The organism is Heyndrickxia acidiproducens DSM 23148 (assembly GCF_000374345.1).
Classification (GTDB): domain Bacteria; phylum Bacillota; class Bacilli; order Bacillales; family Bacillaceae_C; genus Weizmannia; species Weizmannia acidiproducens.
Genome location: NZ_KB893988.1, coordinates 45,225 through 63,359 on the forward strand (window position 1 = coordinate 45,225; position 18,135 = coordinate 63,359).

19 protein-coding genes are annotated in these 18,135 nt (G+C 42.4%); 9 read left to right on the top strand and 10 right to left on the bottom strand.

Annotated features, from left to right (window positions below):
* Positions 1–170: 170 nt before the first annotated feature.
* The 4 genes from C232_RS0106880 (at position 171) to C232_RS0106895 (ending at position 4,261) form a co-directional block, all read left to right on the top strand.
* A complete protein-coding gene (locus tag C232_RS0106880; protein ID WP_018662681.1) occupies positions 171–1,589 on the top strand; it encodes an NAD-dependent succinate-semialdehyde dehydrogenase in 1,419 nt (472 codons plus the stop codon).
* Positions 1,590–1,840: 251 nt separating this feature from the next.
* Positions 1,841–2,647: a basic amino acid ABC transporter substrate-binding protein gene (locus tag C232_RS0106885; RefSeq protein WP_018662683.1), complete on the top strand. Its 807-nt coding sequence runs from the start codon at positions 1,841–1,843 to the stop codon at positions 2,645–2,647.
* A 239-nt stretch (positions 2,648–2,886) separates the two neighbouring features.
* Positions 2,887–3,546: an amino acid ABC transporter permease gene (locus tag C232_RS0106890; protein WP_018662684.1), complete on the top strand. Its 660-nt coding sequence runs from the start codon at positions 2,887–2,889 to the stop codon at positions 3,544–3,546.
* Positions 3,539–4,261 (top strand): amino acid ABC transporter ATP-binding protein, encoded by a 723-nt coding sequence (locus tag C232_RS0106895; RefSeq protein WP_018662686.1) that lies wholly within the window; start codon positions 3,539–3,541, stop codon positions 4,259–4,261. The genes C232_RS0106890 and C232_RS0106895 overlap by 8 nt, the downstream gene beginning before the upstream one ends.
* A gap of 90 nt (positions 4,262–4,351) precedes the next feature.
* On the opposite strand, the gene C232_RS0106900 is transcribed toward C232_RS0106895, so the two are convergent.
* On the bottom strand, positions 4,352–5,761 hold the full coding sequence (locus C232_RS0106900; protein ID WP_018662688.1) for a glycosyl hydrolase family 28-related protein: 1,410 nt from the start codon (positions 5,759–5,761) through the stop codon (positions 4,352–4,354).
* Positions 5,762–5,865: 104 nt separating this feature from the next.
* Between C232_RS0106900 and C232_RS0106905 the strand changes: the two genes are divergently transcribed.
* On the top strand, positions 5,866–6,363 hold the full coding sequence (locus C232_RS0106905) for a CBO0543 family protein (RefSeq protein ID WP_018662690.1): 498 nt from the start codon (positions 5,866–5,868) through the stop codon (positions 6,361–6,363).
* A gap of 73 nt (positions 6,364–6,436) precedes the next feature.
* On the opposite strand, the gene C232_RS0106910 is transcribed toward C232_RS0106905, so the two are convergent.
* The 8 genes from C232_RS0106910 to C232_RS0106945 all read right to left on the bottom strand — a co-directional run bounded on the left by C232_RS0106910 (position 6,437) and on the right by C232_RS0106945 (position 13,611).
* Complete coding sequence (locus tag C232_RS0106910) at positions 6,437–7,540, bottom strand: glycerol dehydrogenase (protein WP_018662691.1); 1,104 nt, start codon at positions 7,538–7,540, stop codon at positions 6,437–6,439.
* A gap of 431 nt (positions 7,541–7,971) precedes the next feature.
* Positions 7,972–8,196, bottom strand: coding sequence for a hypothetical protein (locus C232_RS0106915; RefSeq protein ID WP_018662692.1), 225 nt, complete (start codon positions 8,194–8,196; stop codon positions 7,972–7,974).
* 93 nt (positions 8,197–8,289) lie between these two features.
* The gene (locus C232_RS0106920) at positions 8,290–9,249 is read right to left on the bottom strand and encodes a DMT family transporter (RefSeq protein WP_018662693.1); all 960 of its coding nucleotides are present in this window, start codon (positions 9,247–9,249) and stop codon (positions 8,290–8,292) included.
* 259 nt (positions 9,250–9,508) lie between these two features.
* Complete coding sequence (locus C232_RS0106925; RefSeq protein WP_018662694.1) at positions 9,509–10,381, bottom strand: aldose epimerase family protein; 873 nt, start codon at positions 10,379–10,381, stop codon at positions 9,509–9,511.
* Between the two features lie 93 nt (positions 10,382–10,474).
* Complete coding sequence (locus C232_RS0106930) at positions 10,475–11,878, bottom strand: PTS galactitol transporter subunit IIC (protein ID WP_026314511.1); 1,404 nt, start codon at positions 11,876–11,878, stop codon at positions 10,475–10,477.
* A 119-nt stretch (positions 11,879–11,997) separates the two neighbouring features.
* Positions 11,998–12,300, bottom strand: coding sequence for a PTS sugar transporter subunit IIB (locus C232_RS0106935; RefSeq protein WP_018662696.1), 303 nt, complete (start codon positions 12,298–12,300; stop codon positions 11,998–12,000).
* Complete coding sequence (locus C232_RS0106940; RefSeq protein ID WP_018662698.1) at positions 12,297–12,794, bottom strand: PTS sugar transporter subunit IIA; 498 nt, start codon at positions 12,792–12,794, stop codon at positions 12,297–12,299. Before C232_RS0106940 ends, C232_RS0106935 begins: the two co-directional genes overlap by 4 nt.
* 64 nt (positions 12,795–12,858) lie before the next feature.
* Positions 12,859–13,611, bottom strand: coding sequence for a DeoR/GlpR family DNA-binding transcription regulator (locus tag C232_RS0106945; protein ID WP_018662700.1), 753 nt, complete (start codon positions 13,609–13,611; stop codon positions 12,859–12,861).
* A 662-nt stretch (positions 13,612–14,273) separates the two neighbouring features.
* Between C232_RS0106945 and lacA the strand changes: the two genes are divergently transcribed.
* Genes lacA through lacD form a run of 4 tightly spaced genes read left to right on the top strand, consistent with a single transcriptional unit; the run spans position 14,274 to position 17,226 of the window.
* Complete coding sequence (lacA, locus tag C232_RS0106950) at positions 14,274–14,702, top strand: galactose-6-phosphate isomerase subunit LacA (RefSeq protein WP_018662702.1); 429 nt, start codon at positions 14,274–14,276, stop codon at positions 14,700–14,702.
* 15 nt (positions 14,703–14,717) lie between these two features.
* Complete coding sequence (gene lacB, locus C232_RS0106955) at positions 14,718–15,236, top strand: galactose-6-phosphate isomerase subunit LacB (protein ID WP_018662704.1); 519 nt, start codon at positions 14,718–14,720, stop codon at positions 15,234–15,236.
* Between the two features lie 30 nt (positions 15,237–15,266).
* Positions 15,267–16,202: a hexose kinase gene (locus C232_RS0106960; RefSeq protein ID WP_018662706.1), complete on the top strand. Its 936-nt coding sequence runs from the start codon at positions 15,267–15,269 to the stop codon at positions 16,200–16,202.
* A 13-nt stretch (positions 16,203–16,215) separates the two neighbouring features.
* Entirely contained in the window at positions 16,216–17,226 is a 1,011-nt protein-coding gene (gene lacD / locus C232_RS0106965) for a tagatose-bisphosphate aldolase (protein ID WP_018662708.1), read from the top strand.
* A gap of 50 nt (positions 17,227–17,276) precedes the next feature.
* Here the strand turns inward: lacD and C232_RS0106970 are convergent, their stop codons facing one another.
* Positions 17,277–18,029, bottom strand: a complete 753-nt coding sequence (locus tag C232_RS0106970) for a DeoR/GlpR family DNA-binding transcription regulator (RefSeq protein ID WP_026314513.1) — start codon at positions 18,027–18,029, stop codon at positions 17,277–17,279.
* Positions 18,030–18,135 lie beyond the last annotated feature (106 nt).

The window sequence follows — 18,135 nt, forward strand, 5'->3', positions numbered from 1 at the left end:
TGGTTTTTTTACGGCTGGATTTCTGAAATCAATCCGGGCAAGCATCCGCCGATACTTCATTTGCTTGTTAATAATTTTGGTAAAAGTCATTCAGTTTTCCTGATCATAATATTCCAAACAAGAAATTTAGGACAAAAAATCGTAAACTATTAGTGAAGGGAGATGGATATATGGAAAACTATCAAATGTATATCAACGGGGAATGGACAGGTGAAGGCCTGCCGGTGATCGAAGTGGATAATCCGGCAAATCAAGAGATCATTGCCACCATTCCAAAGGGCGGCAAACGGGAAGCGGTCCTGGCTGTTGATGCAGCATATGCCGCTTTTCCGGCATGGTCGGCGCTGTCCGCCTATGAACGGAGCAGTTACATCCGCACCTGGTTTAACCTGATTCAGGAAAATGAACAAGATCTGGCGCGCACGATGACAATTGAGCAGGGCAAGCCGTTAAAAGAAGCCCTCGGGGAAATGCGCTATGCGAACGGATTTCTTGAGTGGTTTGCCGAAGAGGGCAAACGCGTTTACGGTGAAACGATTCCGTCATCGACACCGTCCAAGCGGTTGTTTGTCCATAAACAGCCGGTTGGAGTCGTAGCGGCCATTACACCTTGGAACTTCCCGGCTGCGATGATTACAAGAAAAGTAGCCCCGGCTTTAGCTGCCGGCTGTACCGTTGTCATCAAACCGGCCAAGCAAACACCACTGACCGCATTGAAACTTGCCGAACTGGCTGCAAAAGCCGGCATCCCAAAAGGCGTCATCAATGTCGTTACAGGCAGTGCCAGGGAAATCGGCGATGCCTGGCTGAAAGACGAACGCGTCCGCAAGCTCACCTTTACCGGTTCCACAGAAATTGGCAAAGAGCTGATGCGCGGTTCAGCTGATACTGTGAAAAAAGTGTCGCTTGAATTGGGCGGGCATGCGCCAGTGATCATCACCAAAAACGCTGACCTTGATCAAGCAGTGGAAGGCACAATTGCCGCAAAATTCCGCAATGCCGGCCAGACTTGCGTGTGCTCCAACCGGGTATATGTGCAGGAAGAAGTCTATGAAACTTTTACGGAAAAATTCACCGCAAAAGTAAAAGAACTGCATATCGGAAACGGGCTGGAAGAAGGTACAGATATCGGGCCGCTGATCGACAAAGATGCAGTTGCCAAAGTTGAGAAGCACGTCAAAGACGCGCTTGAAAAAGGCGCGAAGCTTGAAACGGGCGGAAATAGAAAAGAAGGGCTGTTCTATGAACCGACAGTCATTTCCAATGTGGATGACAGCATGTTGTGCATGAATGAAGAAACCTTCGGGCCGCTTGCACCGGTAACCAAATTTACGAAAATTGAAGAAGCCATTAAAAGAGCGAATGATTCCATCTTTGGTTTGGCTGCCTATGTATTCACTGAAAATATTTCAGAAGGCATCCAAATTGCAGAAGGACTGGAATATGGAATTGTCGGTTTAAACGACGGCCTGCCATCCACGCCGCAGGCCCCGTTCGGCGGATTCAAGCAGAGCGGGCTTGGACGCGAAGGCGGGCATCAGGGCATCGAAGAATTTTTGGAAGTAAAATATATTTCGTTGGGGTTATAAAACAAAATTATCATACCGGGCAACGATGCCCGGTTTTTTGATGCCCGGAATCGTGCATTCAAAAAAACTATGTAAGGAGTTCTAACGAAAATAGAAAACAAATAAAATTTTAAATGTATAATATATTTAGTTAATACATACAACATCCTGTGACTATTTAGTTGACTTATCATTGAAAACTTCCAAAGGAGGATTAAACGACAGATTGATTTCTAATTATCCACACTAGAAAAAACAGGGGGAAAGATGAGATGAAAAAATTCGCAATATCGGCATTTGTGGTTATCCTGATGTTTGCGTTATCGGCTTGCGGTTCCAGCAAAACAGGCGGCAGTGAAACAACCTCGAAAAAAACGCTCAAGGTCGATACAAACGCGGAGTATGCACCGTTTGAATACATGAGCAAGGGGGAGATTACCGGCTTTGACGCGGATATTTTCAAAGCACTTGCGAAAGAAGCAGGTTACAAGTACAAGTTGAAAAACATCGGCTGGGATCCGTTATTTGTGGAAATAAAGAATAAATCAGCAGATGTCGCCATTTCGGCGATCACGATTACGAAAGAACGCCAACAGACATACGATTTCTCTGTGCCATATTTCCTCTCCACCAATGAAATCCTGGTGCCTGAGGACAGTGATATTAAAAGCGCGGCTGATTTAGAAGGAAAAACAGTTGCCATCCAGTCCGGAACCACCGCCCAGGAAGTGCTGGAAGGGCTGTTCGGCAAAAACAATAAAAACATTAAAAAGTTTAAGCAGAATACAATGGCCATTATGGATCTGACCAAAGGCGGAGCTGACGCAGTTGTCGCGGATAACACGGTTGTGGAAGAGTACGCGAAAAACAATCCGGACCAGAAGCTGAAGGTCATTAAAGACACGGAAGCATTTCCGGCCGAATACTACGGCTTGATGTTTGCCAAAGACAGCAAACTGAAAGCAGACTTTGACAAAGCGATCAACAAAATATACGACAACGGCACCTATGCCAAAATCTACAAAAAATGGTTCAAAACCGAACCCGACATCAACAACCTAAAAGCACAACAGAATTAGAAAAGCGGAGGGCGCTTGCCCATCGGCGACAGGCAACTGATCCGGCCTCAATGAAGTCCGCCCTTTGACTTCAATGGGGCAGGAACAGTTGACCCCGAGCCGATAGCGCCCGCAGCTGGACAAAGAAAAGCGGAGGGCGCATGCCCATCGAGCTGTACCAACAAAAACATTTTTTAAATAAAAATTGCGTAACTCTCCCTGCCAAGGTTACGCAATTTTGGCTATAGGGAGGATACGGCATGGATTTTCGCTTCGATATCATCATTGAATACGCCCCGCTTTTACTTAAAGGAACATTGCTAACGATCGGCCTTTCGATTGCGGGTATTTTGATCGGTTTGATTTTGGGAGTATTGATCGGACTTGGCAAAATGATGCGGAACAAGCTCCTTGTGCTTCCATTTTCATGCTATGTTGGATTTTTTCGGGGGACCCCGCTGTTTGTACAAATTTTAATTGTCCATTTTGGGATGGTTCCTTTATTTCTGGGCAAAACAAACGGAATTGTCGCGGGCATTATTGCACTTTCACTAAACTCAGCCGCCTATGTTGCTGAAATTTTAAGAGGGGGTGTGCAATCCATAGAAAAAGGGCAGATGGAAGCGGCCCGCTCACTCGGCCTCAGCCATGTGCAGGCCATGCGCCATATCATACTGCCCCAGGCTTTTAAAAGGATGATTCCGCCGCTTGGCAATGAATTTATTGTACTTGTGAAAGATTCATCGCTTGTGTCTGTGATAGCGGCTCCGGAAATAGTGTACTGGGCACAGTCAATGGGTGCTGAGTATTTCCGCGTTTGGGAGCCATATATTACTGCTGCTGTGATTTATCTTGTTTTAACGCTCACCCTCAGCTTTCTATTGCATCTCTTGGAAAGGAGGCTGGCTACAGATGATTAAAGTTGTCAATTTGAAAAAAACATTTGGAAAAAATGAAGTCTTGAAAAGTATTAATGTGGAAATCAAGCCGCAGGAGGTTGTCGTGGTGATTGGCCCGTCCGGATCCGGGAAATCCACTTTTTTGCGCTGCATCAACTTACTGGAAACGATCACGTACGGCCATATTTACATAGAAGGGATTGATATCGCTGATAAAACTACGGATATGAATAAAATCCGGACAGAAGTCGGCATGGTGTTTCAGCAATTCAATCTTTTCCCTCATATGACTGTGATGGAAAACATTATCCTCGCACCGACAAAGGTTAGAAAACTTTCGAAAGAAGCAGCCAAGCAAAAAGCGCTCGAGCTGCTGCTGAGAGTCGGGCTTGAAGAAAAAGCGGATGCTTACCCGGATTCGCTCTCAGGCGGGCAGAAGCAGAGAATTGCAATTGCGAGGGCGCTTGCAATGGAGCCGAAAATCATGCTGTTTGATGAACCGACTTCTGCTTTGGATCCGGAAATGGTGGGGGAAGTACTGGAAGTCATGAAGAGCCTGGCAAAAGAAGGCATGACCATGGTAATTGTCACACACGAAATGGGTTTTGCCCGCGAAGTCGGGGACCGCGTCCTGTTTATGGACGGTGGCTATATTGTCGAAGAGAACACACCGCAACAACTGTTTGAGAACCCGCAGGAAGAGCGGACAAAGGCATTTTTGAGCAAGGTGCTGTAAACGTAAAAAAGCAGCTGCTTCGGTTTGGGCAGGCTGCTTTCTCCTTTTTAAAAAACTTCCGCTCGTGAGCTCTTCACAGTTTTTAACCATCTACACACATATGCACCGCTTTTTTCCATGCAGTTTTTTTGCATTTTTAAATCCGGTTACGGAGATGTCATTTAGCACAACATTTTTTGCACGGTATTGGACGGCAATGACCGGTTGGCCTTTAAAATCATCGTCCGGGTCGCCGATTGCCGTAAGTCCATTGATCACAACATTTTGATAAGCAGATACGACGAGGCTTCGCGGTGTCGAGTTTTCGTATAAATCGGTGTAAATCGGTGCAATGGAAACGAGCCCGGCCGCTACAATATGATGGGCGGTTTTTGAATCGGTATCCTTCCCTTTATGGTGGCCGATATGCCGGAAATTGAAGGAGCGGTTGTCATTGACCGACAGATGGCCGAAAATATGGACGTTAGAGGCTGCCGAAGCATTGTGGTGGGCTTTGATTTCCACACCGCCAAAGCATCTTGCTGAAGAATTGTTGCAAAGCCACACATGGCGTGATCCATCATCTATTTCAATACCATTTGAATTGGAGAACCCTTTTTTGTGGGCCCGTCCACTCGGATCACAGCAGTGTGAGTTTGAAATAAAAATATAGTCGCTGTGGTGGTTGGTAATGCCGTCATCGCCAAAACCATATGCAGTTAGGCCGTCGAGCCAAATAAATCGGCTTCTTCCCGGGGCGAGAAAGCCGTCGCCCAGGTAATGATAGCGAGTCGATGAAACATCAAATCCATGCAGGCCGGCATTTATGGCTTCCACATGTTTCACCCATCCATATGAAACATGTGCGAAAGTCAGGCAGCTTGAGCGGTTATTCCCTGCTGAAGACTTTTCACCTACACCAAGCCTTTCTAAATTCCAATCCAGGCTTAAATTTTGAACAAGAATATGGCTGTTTCCGCGCATATGGCTGCTATTGCTTACCAGCCTCGTTTTTTTAGGCGCGTCTGGATGAAGTTTAATGGTTGTTACACCTTTCCCCTCACCCTCGAGGCATGTCCAGGAAGGAAGCTGGATTCCTTTTGTAAGGAAAACGCCCGCCGGTACCCTCACTCTAACATACCCTTTCCCGATGGCTTTTTTAAATGCCTTTGTATTGTCTGTTTTTCCGTCTCCAACTGCGCCAAAATCTAACACATTTACAACTTTTTCAGCAGCATCAAGAAGCTTGATATATTCCTGATCCAATGCCTTTTTCCACTCCGGATAAACAAGGCCATTCTGGTCAGCAATCGTTTTCCAATTTTGAACCGGGTATTTTCGATTGAACCAGGTATAGGAAAGCGAACGGTGTTTTTTTGATCGGGGAGAAGCCGCACTGTATTTTTGAAAAAGCAGCCGCGTTTCTTCAACACGTTTATTTTGTCCGCATGGCCGGCTTGAAAACTGCTGAATTAAATCCGCATTTTTTAAAGGGTCGTGATTTCTGTTCAAATCAAGCATTTTCCCACTTCCTTAAAAGCACGTCATTACTATTATATACACACAATTTCGGTAGTATAAAATTCATGTTTTTATAACATGTTAATGAAAAAGGGGATGATGAAATGAATAGTAAAGAATTCGATAAGCTTCTTTTAAAAATACTGTTCACCGTAAATTTAATTAGCATCCTCCCGATTTTGTTTAGAAAACCGCCGATTAAGGACTGGCTGTTTGTCTATTTTTTTAACGCAGCTACGAATGGTGTCCTTGACAATATACTGGTAAAATTGAAAATGGTAAAATACCCGGTTCGTTTGCTGCCGCGTTACTTTCACATTCATGTTTTATTTGATTATTTTCTTTACCCCAGTTTTACTGTCCTATTCAATCAGTTTACGATGAAGGACAAGCCCTTTACGATCCTGATTAAGCTGATTTTCCTGATTGTACCGCTCTATTTGATTGAATTTTTGGCAGAGAAAAAAACCCGCCTGGTTAAATGGAGCCGGAATTGGAAATGGCACTATTCAATTTCGTCCTTATTGATAAAATCTACGCTTACAAGAACGATGATTGGCGTTATCAGGAGCATTTCAAAAAAACAGGGCCGAACAGAGTAACTTTAGAAAAAACAAGGCGGAAAACGCCTCCGCCTTGTTTTTAACAATAGATTTAGGACAGATAACAATTTCATCAGTCATGATAAGATTCAGCGATTGCATTTGCCGCGACAATTGCATTGTAAACATCGTCCGGTGAAACAGCAAACGGCATATTACCCATTGTATCGCCTTCTGCACAGGCGTCTTCCGCAACTTGCCGCCATTCGGATTCCACAAATTCTTCAACGCCCAAGTCTTTTAAGGTTAATGGCAGGCCGACTGCTTTAATGAAATTGATGACTGTTTCCAGCTCTTCTTTTGGTGCGTTTTCCAATACAAGCTGTGCCAATAGGCCAAATGTTACTTTTTCACCATGCTGGACTCTATGCAATGACGGAACCGCAGTCATGCCATTATGGATTGCGTGGGCTGCAGCCAGACCGCCTGCTTCTGCACCGACACCGCTCATATAAATGGTCGCTTCAATGGTATCTTCCACAGCAGCCGTGGAGATTTTTTGTTTAACGGCCTGCATCGCTTTAACGCCGTTTTCCAATACTGTCTCGTAGCATGCGCGGGCAATGGCCAGACCGGTTGTGGACGGTTTCAGTAATATGAGATTATCGCCGTTTGCCCGATAGCATGCACGCGCTTCAAAGTAAGTCGTGAGCGCGTCGCCAATCCCTGCTGCGAAAAAGCGTGCCGGCGCAGCTGCAAGAATTTCCGTGTCGGCAAGCACGATGTCAGGGTTGCTCGGCAGGTATAAATAGCGGTCAAATGAGCCGCCTTCATTATAAATAACAGCGAGTGCAGTACAAGGGGCATCGGTTGAAGCAATTGTCGGGAAAATGACAACCGGCAGTTTTTCATAGTAAGCGGTTGATTTTGCCGTATCAAGTGTTTTTCCACCGCCGATTCCAACGATAATATTAGCGCCTGCCTCACGTGCCAGCCGGCGGTTGCGGTCGATTTCTTTCTGGGTGCATTCGTAGTTGAATTTTTCAAACGTTGCTTTGTTGCCGCCCTCTTCAAAAGATTTGCCGGCTTCAACTTTGGCACGGTCAAGAATAAATTCATCGCATATGACATAAGCATTATCGCCAAAATCTTTGATATACTCATTAATGTTTGCTAGTAAGCCTTTACCAATAATAAACTTCTTTGGAGATGTTACAGATTTAGCGGGAATTTTCATAATAAAGTGCCTCCTGGAAAAATTTTTCTTATTATACTTTTATTATAGGAGAATTGTAAACGGATTCCAAATATAACAACTTGCAAATATTTAAATAAAATATTTATCTTATATTGGTATAATACTTGGGCGGAATCTGACTGTGAAAACACATGGAAGTTGCTGCGTAAGGCTTTCTGGCACCCATTATCTTTCACAGTCTTTTTTTTGATATTGATCATTTAAAAAAGAATCGAGGAACGTTAGGCAAGAAGCTGGTGGCGTAGTGCTAAAGGCATTTCGTAGAGGGTGTTTGCTTTCTGGCGGCAGACAAATAACCTTCCTAAAGGTCAAAAATTTTGGAGGAAGGTTATTTGACACCTGCAGTTAGGCAAAACAGTAAAGGTGTGCTGTGTGCTTTTTTTTTGCTGTTATCTGATTCAACAGGAATTTTAAAAGGCGTACAGGTATTCTTCAATAAAGGCATAGACATGTTCAACAGTTGGCGGCTGCTTTTTCAGCATTTTTTCGCAAGTTTCCAAATACGGCGACACAAGCGGATCTGCCTTTGCTTCCTGAAGTGTGATATCTCCCTGGATCAAACGGATGGCCATATTTTTCGCATTCTCATCCTCTACTTGAAACAATAGGTAAGCTAAACAACTGTATTTGTCCATCAAACTGCCCTCCTCGAACATATTTTCTTATTATTTCGATGCGAGGCGGCAAAATTCCTTTTCATATTCTAAAAAAATACAAAAAAACCTGCCTTATTTAGGCAGGTTTCCTTTCGCGTGTTTTTTCTGCAGGGATTCCAGATGGGCAACGGCGTTCCGGCGGGCTGGTTCTGCAATAATCGAAACTGCAATGGCAATCAGGATTAAACTGCCGCCAAGAAAAAACCGGTTGTTTAAGTTTTCATGGAGCAGCAGCCAGCCGAGAAAAGAACCGACAACTGGCTGCAAAAACAGGAACAAAGAACCGGATCCAGCTTCCATTATCTCAAGTCCTTTATTCCACAGGAAAAAAGCGCCGGCCGTTGAGACGATGCCGAGATAAAGGATTCCCAAAATCACCCAAATGCTGTTGAGCGTGACGGCTGCTTCCTGCACTTCCATCACCATAAATGGCGTGGTGAACAGCAGTCCGAACATAATGCCATATGTCGTGATGACAAGCGAAGACATGGTTTCGGAAGCGAGCTTCACATAGACAGAGAGCAATGCCCAGGTAATCATGGCGCCCGCTAAGATCAGGCTTCCCCGAAAATATGTCTGGACATGAATATCCCAGCCGATGACAATCACAACGCCGATAGAAGCCAGAATAAGCGAGAACACTTTCTGTACGGTTAGTTTTTCATGTAAAAGCATGCGCGCAAAAATGACGATAAACACAGGCGATGCTGAAGTAATAATCGCTCCGGTATGGGCATCCGCTGCTTTTGTTCCGATAAATTGCAGAGCAATGGAAGCAAAATAACCAACAAATCCAATCCAGGCCAGAAGCAGCCAATCCTTTTTCCGGATCCGACCCGATGCCGGCTTTTCCTGTTTTCTGCCCTGAATGTTTAAAATAAAATACAGGACGCTAAACCCGATGAGATAGCGGAACCACAACAGGGTCAGCGGCGGTACAAAGTATAAAACGTATTTGCTGACGACATACATACCGCCCCAAATGCTTGCAGCCAGCGCCAGATAAATCGCACCTGCCATATTGCTTTTCATGATTAGGACCTCCGTCTGTAGTTTTTTTTTAGATGATGAATAAAGACGGGGGTACCTGAATTTACCATTCACCCCCGCGTTAAGCGAGAATGGCTGGCTGATCATTTTCAAAAAGGTCAAAATACAACCGCATAAAGTGGCACCTCCAAAAAGTAATTTTTCTTAATTTTAACATATATCGCTAATCTTTTGTTTTCTCTAATACAAAAAAGAAAAACAAAAAAAACGCCTCTATTATGGGGCGCTATAGATCATCATATTAATTTGCACGCACGAGTCCGAATGCCAGCTGCGTTTTAAATGTCTCGTGGGGTTCTATCAAGATGAGTTCACCTTTTCGGTTAAACGCATCTTTTTTAGCTGTCCATGGTTCGATACAAAAAAAGTCTTTTCCTTCCTGTACCCATAGGACGGTATAGGAGAAGATCGGATCTTTTTCGATCACAAGATTGTGCCGGCCGCTGAAAGATGCGGTCATTTTTTTTTCGCTCGATCCAACTAAAACGACTGCTTCCTTTTTTCCACTCATGTCGATCGAACCGTTAAATGGATGGATTGAATCATCATTGTAATCGATGTATTTTCCAGCGTACGAATTTAACGTTATTTTTTTTCTTTTTATATGGAAATAGGGGTGGAATCCTGGATAAACCGGCATTTGTTCAGAAGAAAGATTTTCATACTGCTGCCGGATGAACGCTTTTCCATTTTCAAGTGTATAAGTAAACTGAGCCTTAAACTGAAAAGGATAGAACTTCAAGGTATCTTCACTGCTTACAAACTGCAAGGTGACGGAAGCCCGTTCTTCATTTGCTTCCGTACGGGTTACATCCCATCTTGCCTGGCGCGCGAGACCGTGGTTTGGCATTTTGTATGTTTTTTCTCCCAATGAGTATGTACCGTTGGTTAATTGGCCCGCCATCGGGAAAAGTACAGGATTGCCGCCGCGAATGTTTTTCGATGGATCATATAAAGTTTCCGGGTCCATATAAAATACATCTTCGCCATCAGTGTGGAAAGCGGTAATCATCCCTCCGCGTTCCGGGCAGATTGTTAAATATGTATGGGTTGTTGGGCATGATAACTTATACATTTCAAGAGTATGATCTTTATATTTCTCAATTTTATACATCTTTATCTGTTCCCTTCACTAGGATTAAAAAAGGCCGCGGCACCCGCCTTACAGAATGGTGCCACAGGCCTTTTGTATGCTCAAATTTCTTTCTTATTTCGCAGCTTCTTCGTAAGCTTTGTTTCTCTTCTTCATTTGTTTAGCATACCAAGTAAAGAGGCCAATGTACACAATTAACGCGATAATTGCATAAAGGATAAATTGTGTATTGCCTTCTGTTGCTTTACCAACGATAACAGCGAGCACTTTTTCCAGCGGTCCTTCAAGCGTAGAGTGCGTGATCAAGTGCGAGCTTGCAACACCTGAAGGGAAAGCACCGACGGCTTTTGCAGTTTGCGTAACGAATGGGGCGATCATTGTGCCGGAAACCAGGAATAAAGGTAACAAGATTGCTCCGATAACGATCATGCGGATTAGTTTGCCTCGTGTGACAACAAGTAATGCCGGTGTTAAACCCATTGCTATAATTCCGCCAAGAGGCAGAATTCTATTGCCAGGGAGAACCAAAGCTTCAAGTAACATAATTGGTGCTAATACATTTGCAGCCGCCCAAATTTCAGCACGGCCAGCAACAAATGGCCAGTCAAGTCCGATATTGAAGGTTCTGCCTTTCAAGTGTTTTGTTGTGAAATCAGTAATTCCTTGGGATAAAGGTTCAACGGCGGCAATAAACCAAGCACCGATCAATGAGAATAATTCCAAGCACACACCGGCTGTAAACGCAAGTGTGAAGGTATCTTTAACAGATTGGCGTGACAGAATTCCAATGAAGACACCAAGATAAACACCGATGGCGAATTTACTGCCCCAGAAACCGATTTTTTTATTTAGTTTCGCAGCATCAAAGTCGTATTTGTCCAGAAATGGCAGGAACTTATCAAAGAATTTATCAAAAATCATAATGACCGGGTTTAACATATAGTTCATATGTGTTGAAGTCATCGGGTTAGATGCCGGTGCATTCAATAAGTCATTAAAAGTAGGTTTCATCAAGTCAGAATTGATGATTTTCATTACGCCAATGATAATGATGAGAATGGATGCAACAAGTAAATTATGGCTGTAATACATAACAAGCAGACCGGTAATCGAGAGATGCCAGATATCAAAAATATCAACGTCTAATGTGTTGGTGCGTTTTAACAACAACATCACAACATTGACGATTACCATGATTAATAAGAAGTAAAGCGTATAGGCAGAACCCCATGTGATGGTTGCCAGAGGCGCCCAGCCTACGTCTGTAATAGAAAGATTAATTCCGGTTGATTTAACAAAGGCTTGTAACGCTGTTGAAAAAGCACTGGTTAGAATATTGATAATTGCGCTGATCCCGGTTAAGGCAATTGCCAGCTTAATACCGCCTTCAATAGCCCGGGTTGGTTTTACCCGTAATAATAAAGCCAATAAGGTCAGAATGATAAACATCATTGGAGGGGCACCTAAATTAATAATTGGCTTAAATATCATATTGGAAAACTCTATTATTTCATGCACGGTAAATCCTCCTTAAAAGTAAAGTGGCGATATAAACCCAAGAGATCCTGCCGCAAAGTTTCTATAAAAAATGGATATGGTGGGCAGGCTCTTTTAGATTTATGGCCCTATTTATTGCTTTATTTATTTAATTGTTTAATGACTTTCTCCAATTCATCAAAAACAGGTGCGGACATTGCCGGAATTCTGTAAAGGATTGGGCCGGCTTCTATTACCGGAATTTGAATCTCAAAGCCCAGGTCGGTTTTTGAGATTGGAGTAAAAATATCATACTTTGATATCAACGCCTCGTTAATATCCTTGATCATGACTGCATCGACTTGTACGTCATAGCCTCTTTTTTGCATTTCTTCTTCAATAGCTGCCTTAATTTGGTGGCTTGAGTTAACGCCTGCTCCGCATGCTGCTAAAACTTTAATCATATTAATGCACTCCTTTTAATGGTTTTAGATTGAATAAATTGAAAAATTTCTTCCTTCGAGTTTAATTGATTTAAGGAACTTACATTCCCATCCTGTGTAAAAAATTCCATCAAGCTTGACAAAATATTTGTTTGTGCTTTTTTCTGATGATTTAAGATAAAAAAGGCAAATTTTACATTCAATTTCTTATCAGGTGAAATCATATTGTAAAACGGAACTTCATTTTCCAGCTTTACAATCACTACCTGTTCCGCATTACAATACTCAGTTTCTGTATGCGGGATTGCGACATTTGGAGTATTTTCTCCGACAACACTTAAATCCAGGCCGGTCGGATAATGGGATTCCCTTTCAATAAGCGCGTTTGTATATGCCGGTTTGACCAGTCCCATCTCCAACAGTTTTGCTCCAACATTTTCGAATAGTTCGCGCTGTGTGGAAACGCTTTCGAATAAGATTAAATCCTGCTTAAACAATTGATTTAACTCGCTCACCAGTAGGCCTCCTTTCAAATAACAAGCAGTAATCATAATATTAGCGGATACATACCATAAATCATTATTTCATGATCCGTGTGATATGGTTGTAATATTCTTCAGCACGGGGGTTAATGCCGGTATCCGTGATAATGCCTGTAATATTCTTAGCATCGTAAAATGTGAAGAATGCCTGGGTGCCAAATTTCGTACTGTCCGCCAATATATACCGTTCAGTCGCATTATCAAGAATGATGTGCAGCCCGTTGCCTTCTTCTTCATTGGCAGTGGTAATGTTGGTACTGGATATGCCGTTGGTTCCAACAAAAGCTTTATGCACTTTAATCTCTTGTAATAATTTATTCGCGAAGTAGCCGATAAAAGTTCCGGTTCTTGCCCGATAACGTCCGCCGCTAAGAATTACATCATAGTATGGATGATCTTTAAATCTATTAAAGATGCTGATTGAATTAGTAATAATATTGAGATTTTTGGCAGTTAAATAATCAAAGATAAAGTCGTTTGTTGTCCCGGACCCAATAAAAATAGTATCATTATCCGAAATTAACTCTGCACATTTTTTGGCGATATGCCGTTTTTCACCGACATTAATGGTTTGCTTCTGGTTGTAGGTCAGCTCGGTATAGGAGAGACTCTTTTTCTTTTTCGCTCCCCCGTGTACCCTCGTCACCAGGCCGCGCTCTTCCAATTCGTTTAAATCTCTTCGAATGGTCATTTCGGTAACTTTTAATGCTTCAGATAGATCCGAAACTTCGACCACACTGTTCTTATCAACTTCATCGAGAATTAACTGAAAGCGGTCCTCTTTGATCATTTCCTAAATCTCCTCTCATACCTCCTTTATATGTTCTAATTTGTTTCTTATTGTTTACAATCCCAATATACAATGAAAGCATTTACTTGTCAATGAAGTTTGAATATGTTCATATTTCTGTAACACCATGGCATAATTTTGAAGGAAATTAAATGTCTCTTTCGATAAAATGGGATAACTATTTTAGAAAAATATCAGAAACTCATATTTACTATTTATAAATGGGAACTTGAAAGCTGGATCAAAATGTAAGATGATGTTTTGAAATGTTTTATGTGATATAGAAATTCAGACGGAGCGCGCTTCGTTTATAAACATATTAATGAAGCAAGCACGATTTGTTAATATTTTGTTAACGTTTACAGTGTGGAAAGAAAAGGATTTTAAATATATTTGTCCATATACATTGACACAAAAAAACAATCATGATAAGGTTTAATTGTAAACAAAAACAAACAAAATATAACATATATGAGAGGTGGCATAGCCAAAAACAATAGTCCATCATTCTTGGTTCAACAAAGAAATGTTCATTTATTCACAAGTAGTTCAACAAATATTAGATTCCGAGATAATCAGGAAGAGGTTCAATGCAAATTTCAGTTTCTAACCAAGATAGCTACTATCTCTGAAATAATAACAAAAAGAAAAGAGGAGTAAATATGAAAGTTGTAATCGGGTCAGATAAAGATGGCTTTCAACTAAAAGAAACTTTAAAAAGTTACCTTAAAGAACAAGGTTATGAAGTTTTGGATAAGACGCCGGAAGCCAACTTGGATTTTGTAGATTCTACAACGCGGGTTGTGAAGGCGATTCAATCCGGAGAAGGAGACCGTGGAATTCTTATCGACAAATATGGTGCCGGCTCCTTCATGACTGCAAATAAATTTAAGGGCATGATCTGTGCTGAAGTTTCAGACGAACATTCAGCAAAGATGACGCGCAGCCACAATAATGCAATGGCCATTTCCCTAGGATCCGGGATTGTCGGTGAAGAACTGGCAAAAGGCTGTGTGGACGCTTACCTGAAATCTGAATACGCAGGCGGCCGTCATCAAATTCGTGTAGATATGTTAAATAAAATGTGCTAACAAGGAGGAAAAAACATGATTATTTCACTAGGTTGTGACCATATTGTAACAGATACAAAAATGCAGTTATCGGATTATTTGAAAAGTAAGGGGCACACAGTCATTGATAATGGGACTTATGATATGACCAGAACCCACTATCCGATTTACGGCAAGGCAACAGCAGAAAAAGTTGTCAGCGGTGAAGCAGATCTGGGTGTCGTTCTGTGTGGTACAGGTGTGGGCATTTCTGCCTCAGCCGATAAAGTACCGGGAACAAGAGTTGCGTTGGTCCGCGATATTACAACTGCGAAATATGCAAAGGAACAACTGAATGCGAATATCATCGCAGTTGGAGGAAGAATTACCGGTCTGCATGTCATCCAGGCAATTGTTGATGCATTTATTGAAGCAGAATATAAGGAAACGCCTGAAAATAAAGCATTGATCAAAAAAATTGATGCATTGAATCACGAAGCGGACAATCAAACCGGAAATGATCATTTCTTTGACGAATTCCTTGAAAAATGGGATCGCGGAGAATATCATGACTGATCAGTTTTAGGCGCAAAAGGAGAGGTTCCGATGTTGTTAGCAGTCACTTTAAACCCATCAGTGGATATATCCTACCATCTTGATCGCTTTAGGATTAATGAGGTAAACCGTGTATCCAAAGTGAAAAAGACGGCTGGCGGAAAAGGGCTGAATGTTTCGCGTGTTGCTCATTTGCTCGGAGTCAAGGTTTTATCCACTGGTGTGCTGGGTGGCTCATTAGGCCAATACATTGAACAGCAGCTCGATCAAGACCAAATGAACCACCGGTTTCTTCATACTAAGCAGGAAGCCCGAAACTGTATTGCCGTTTTGCATGAGGGAATGCAGACGGAAATTCTAGAATCCGGCCCGACGTTGACAAATGAGGACCAGGAACAATTTTTAGCACTGTTTAATCAATTACTTGACCAAGTTTCGGTCATTACAATTTCCGGAAGCATTGTAAACGGGTTCAGTGAAGACATTTACGGAAAAATGATTGAGCACGCGATACGTAAAAAGATTCCGGTTATTTTGGATACGTCAGGCAAAACTTTAAAAGTCTCTTTGCAAAATAAGAATGCTTTACCTTATTTGATTAAGCCAAATACGGATGAACTTGGTCAGCTACTGGGCAGAGAAATATCTGAAGATACAGAATCATTAAAGTCTGCTCTAACAGATCCGCTTTTTTACGGAATTCCTTGGATCGTCGTTTCCCAGGGGGCTGACGGTGCTTTTGCAAAGCATGGTGAAGACTTTTATAAAGTAAGGATTCCAAAAATCAAAGTTGAAAATCCAGTGGGTTCCGGAGACGCTACAGTAGCCGGCATGGCAAAAGCGATCGATTCAAAACAGGACGGGGTAACCATGCTGAAATATGGCATGACCGCCGGACTCCTAAATACGATGCAACCGCAAACCGGCTTTGTCGATGCATCCCAATTTGGGACTTGCTTAAAACTAATAGAAGTTCAAAAAGTATAAAGGAGTGATTTGAATGGCAAAATTAACAGAAGGTAAGTTTAATGGACTCAATAAACTCTCAGATCATAACGGCATCATCGGGGCTTTGGCAATTGACCAGCGCGGTTCTTTGCAAAAAATGATTGCAACTGCCAAGGGCGGGGAGGCGGACGCATCGAGCATTAAGGACTTTAAAGTGCTCGTTTCCCGCGAATTAACTCCTTATGCTTCTTCTATTCTATTAGATCCCGAATTCGGATGGCCGGCAGCGGAACAAAGAGATGCTGATGCGGGCCTGCTTGTTGCCTACGAAAAAACCGGTTATGATGCCAATGAAGTCGGGCGGCTTCCTGATCTGCTGCCGGTTTGGTCCGTAAAACGCCTGAAAGAAAAAGGCGCTGATGCCGTTAAATTGCTGCTTTATTATGATGTAGACGAAGGTGAAGCAATTAACGACCAAAAACATGCATTTGTAGAAAGGGTTGGCTTGGAATGCGTCGCAGAAGATATTCCTTTCTTCCTGGAAATTGTCAGCTATGATGCAAATAATGATGACGTGAAAGGCGCTGCATACGCTAAAGTGAAACCGCATAAAGTTAATGATGCTGTAAAAGAATTTACGAAACCGCGTTATAATGTGGACGTCCTGAAAGTGGAAGTTCCTGTCAATATGAACTATGTAGAAGGGTTTGCTGACGGTGAAGCGGTTTATACAAAAAAAGAAGCGCAACGTTATTTTAAAGAACAGTCTGATGCTTCCACGCTCCCGTTCATATTCTTAAGCGCTGGAGTTTCCGCGGAGCTTTTTCAAAAGACCTTGCAATTTGCAGCTGAAGCCGGTTCGCAATTTAATGGTGTGCTTTGCGGGCGTGCAACCTGGAAAAACGGTGTTGAACCGTTTGCCAAAGAAGGTGAAAAGGCAGCTGTTGAATGGCTGCAAACAACAGGCAGAAAAAATATCGATGACCTGAACAAAGTATTGAAGGAAACTGCAAAACCATGGTGGTCCCGTTATGGCAGCAAGGAATTAGCCTTCTCAAAATAATAAAAATTAACAGCCTGCTGATGCATTCAGCAGGCTGTTAATCTGTCCAATTATTTTATGATTTTCACCATTTCCTTATAGTAATCTTCAGCATGCGGGCTGAGATTTTGATCTGTGATAATGGCTGTGAGATCTCTTACGTTATAAAATGTAAAAAAAGATTCAACGCCGAATTTTGTACTATCGGCCAATATATATCGCTCAATCGAATGATCAAGTATAATCTGGTGGCCATGCCCTTCTTCTTCATTGGCAGTGGTGACTTTCGGGCCGTTGATGCCGTTTGTGCCGATAAAGGCTTTTTTTACTTTAATTTCACTTAATAATTTATTGGTGAAATAACCTGCGAATGTCCCGCTTTTTTTCCTGTACCGGCCGCCGGTTAAAATGACTTCGGTACCGGGCATATCTTTGGCGCGGTTAAATACAGTAAGTGAGCTGGTAATAATATTGAGATTATTGGCTTGTAAATAATCAAAAATGAAATCGTTGGTCGTTCCGGATCCGATAAAGATGGTATCATTATCCTCAATCAGTCCGGCGCAAATTTTGGCAATATGCTGTTTCAATTCAATATTAATGGTTCGTTTTTGAGTATAGGGTACTTCCGGCGTATAGGAAGCATCTTTTTTCCGTGCCCCGCCGTGGACACGCACGAGCAGCCCCTCATCTTCCAGCGCTTTTAAATCGCGGCGAATTGTCATTTCCGTTACATCTAAGGTTTTGGCAAGATCGGACACTTCTACGGAATTTTTTTCTTCAAGCGCGGAAATAATTATCCGGTATCTGTCTTCTTTTAACATATCTTTTGCACCTGCCGCTAACATGACTTTCTTCTATTTGCAATGTACCGTTATCGCTTACGAATGTCAAGTTCCCCAATATCCCCGTTGAAATAAACCCCGGAAA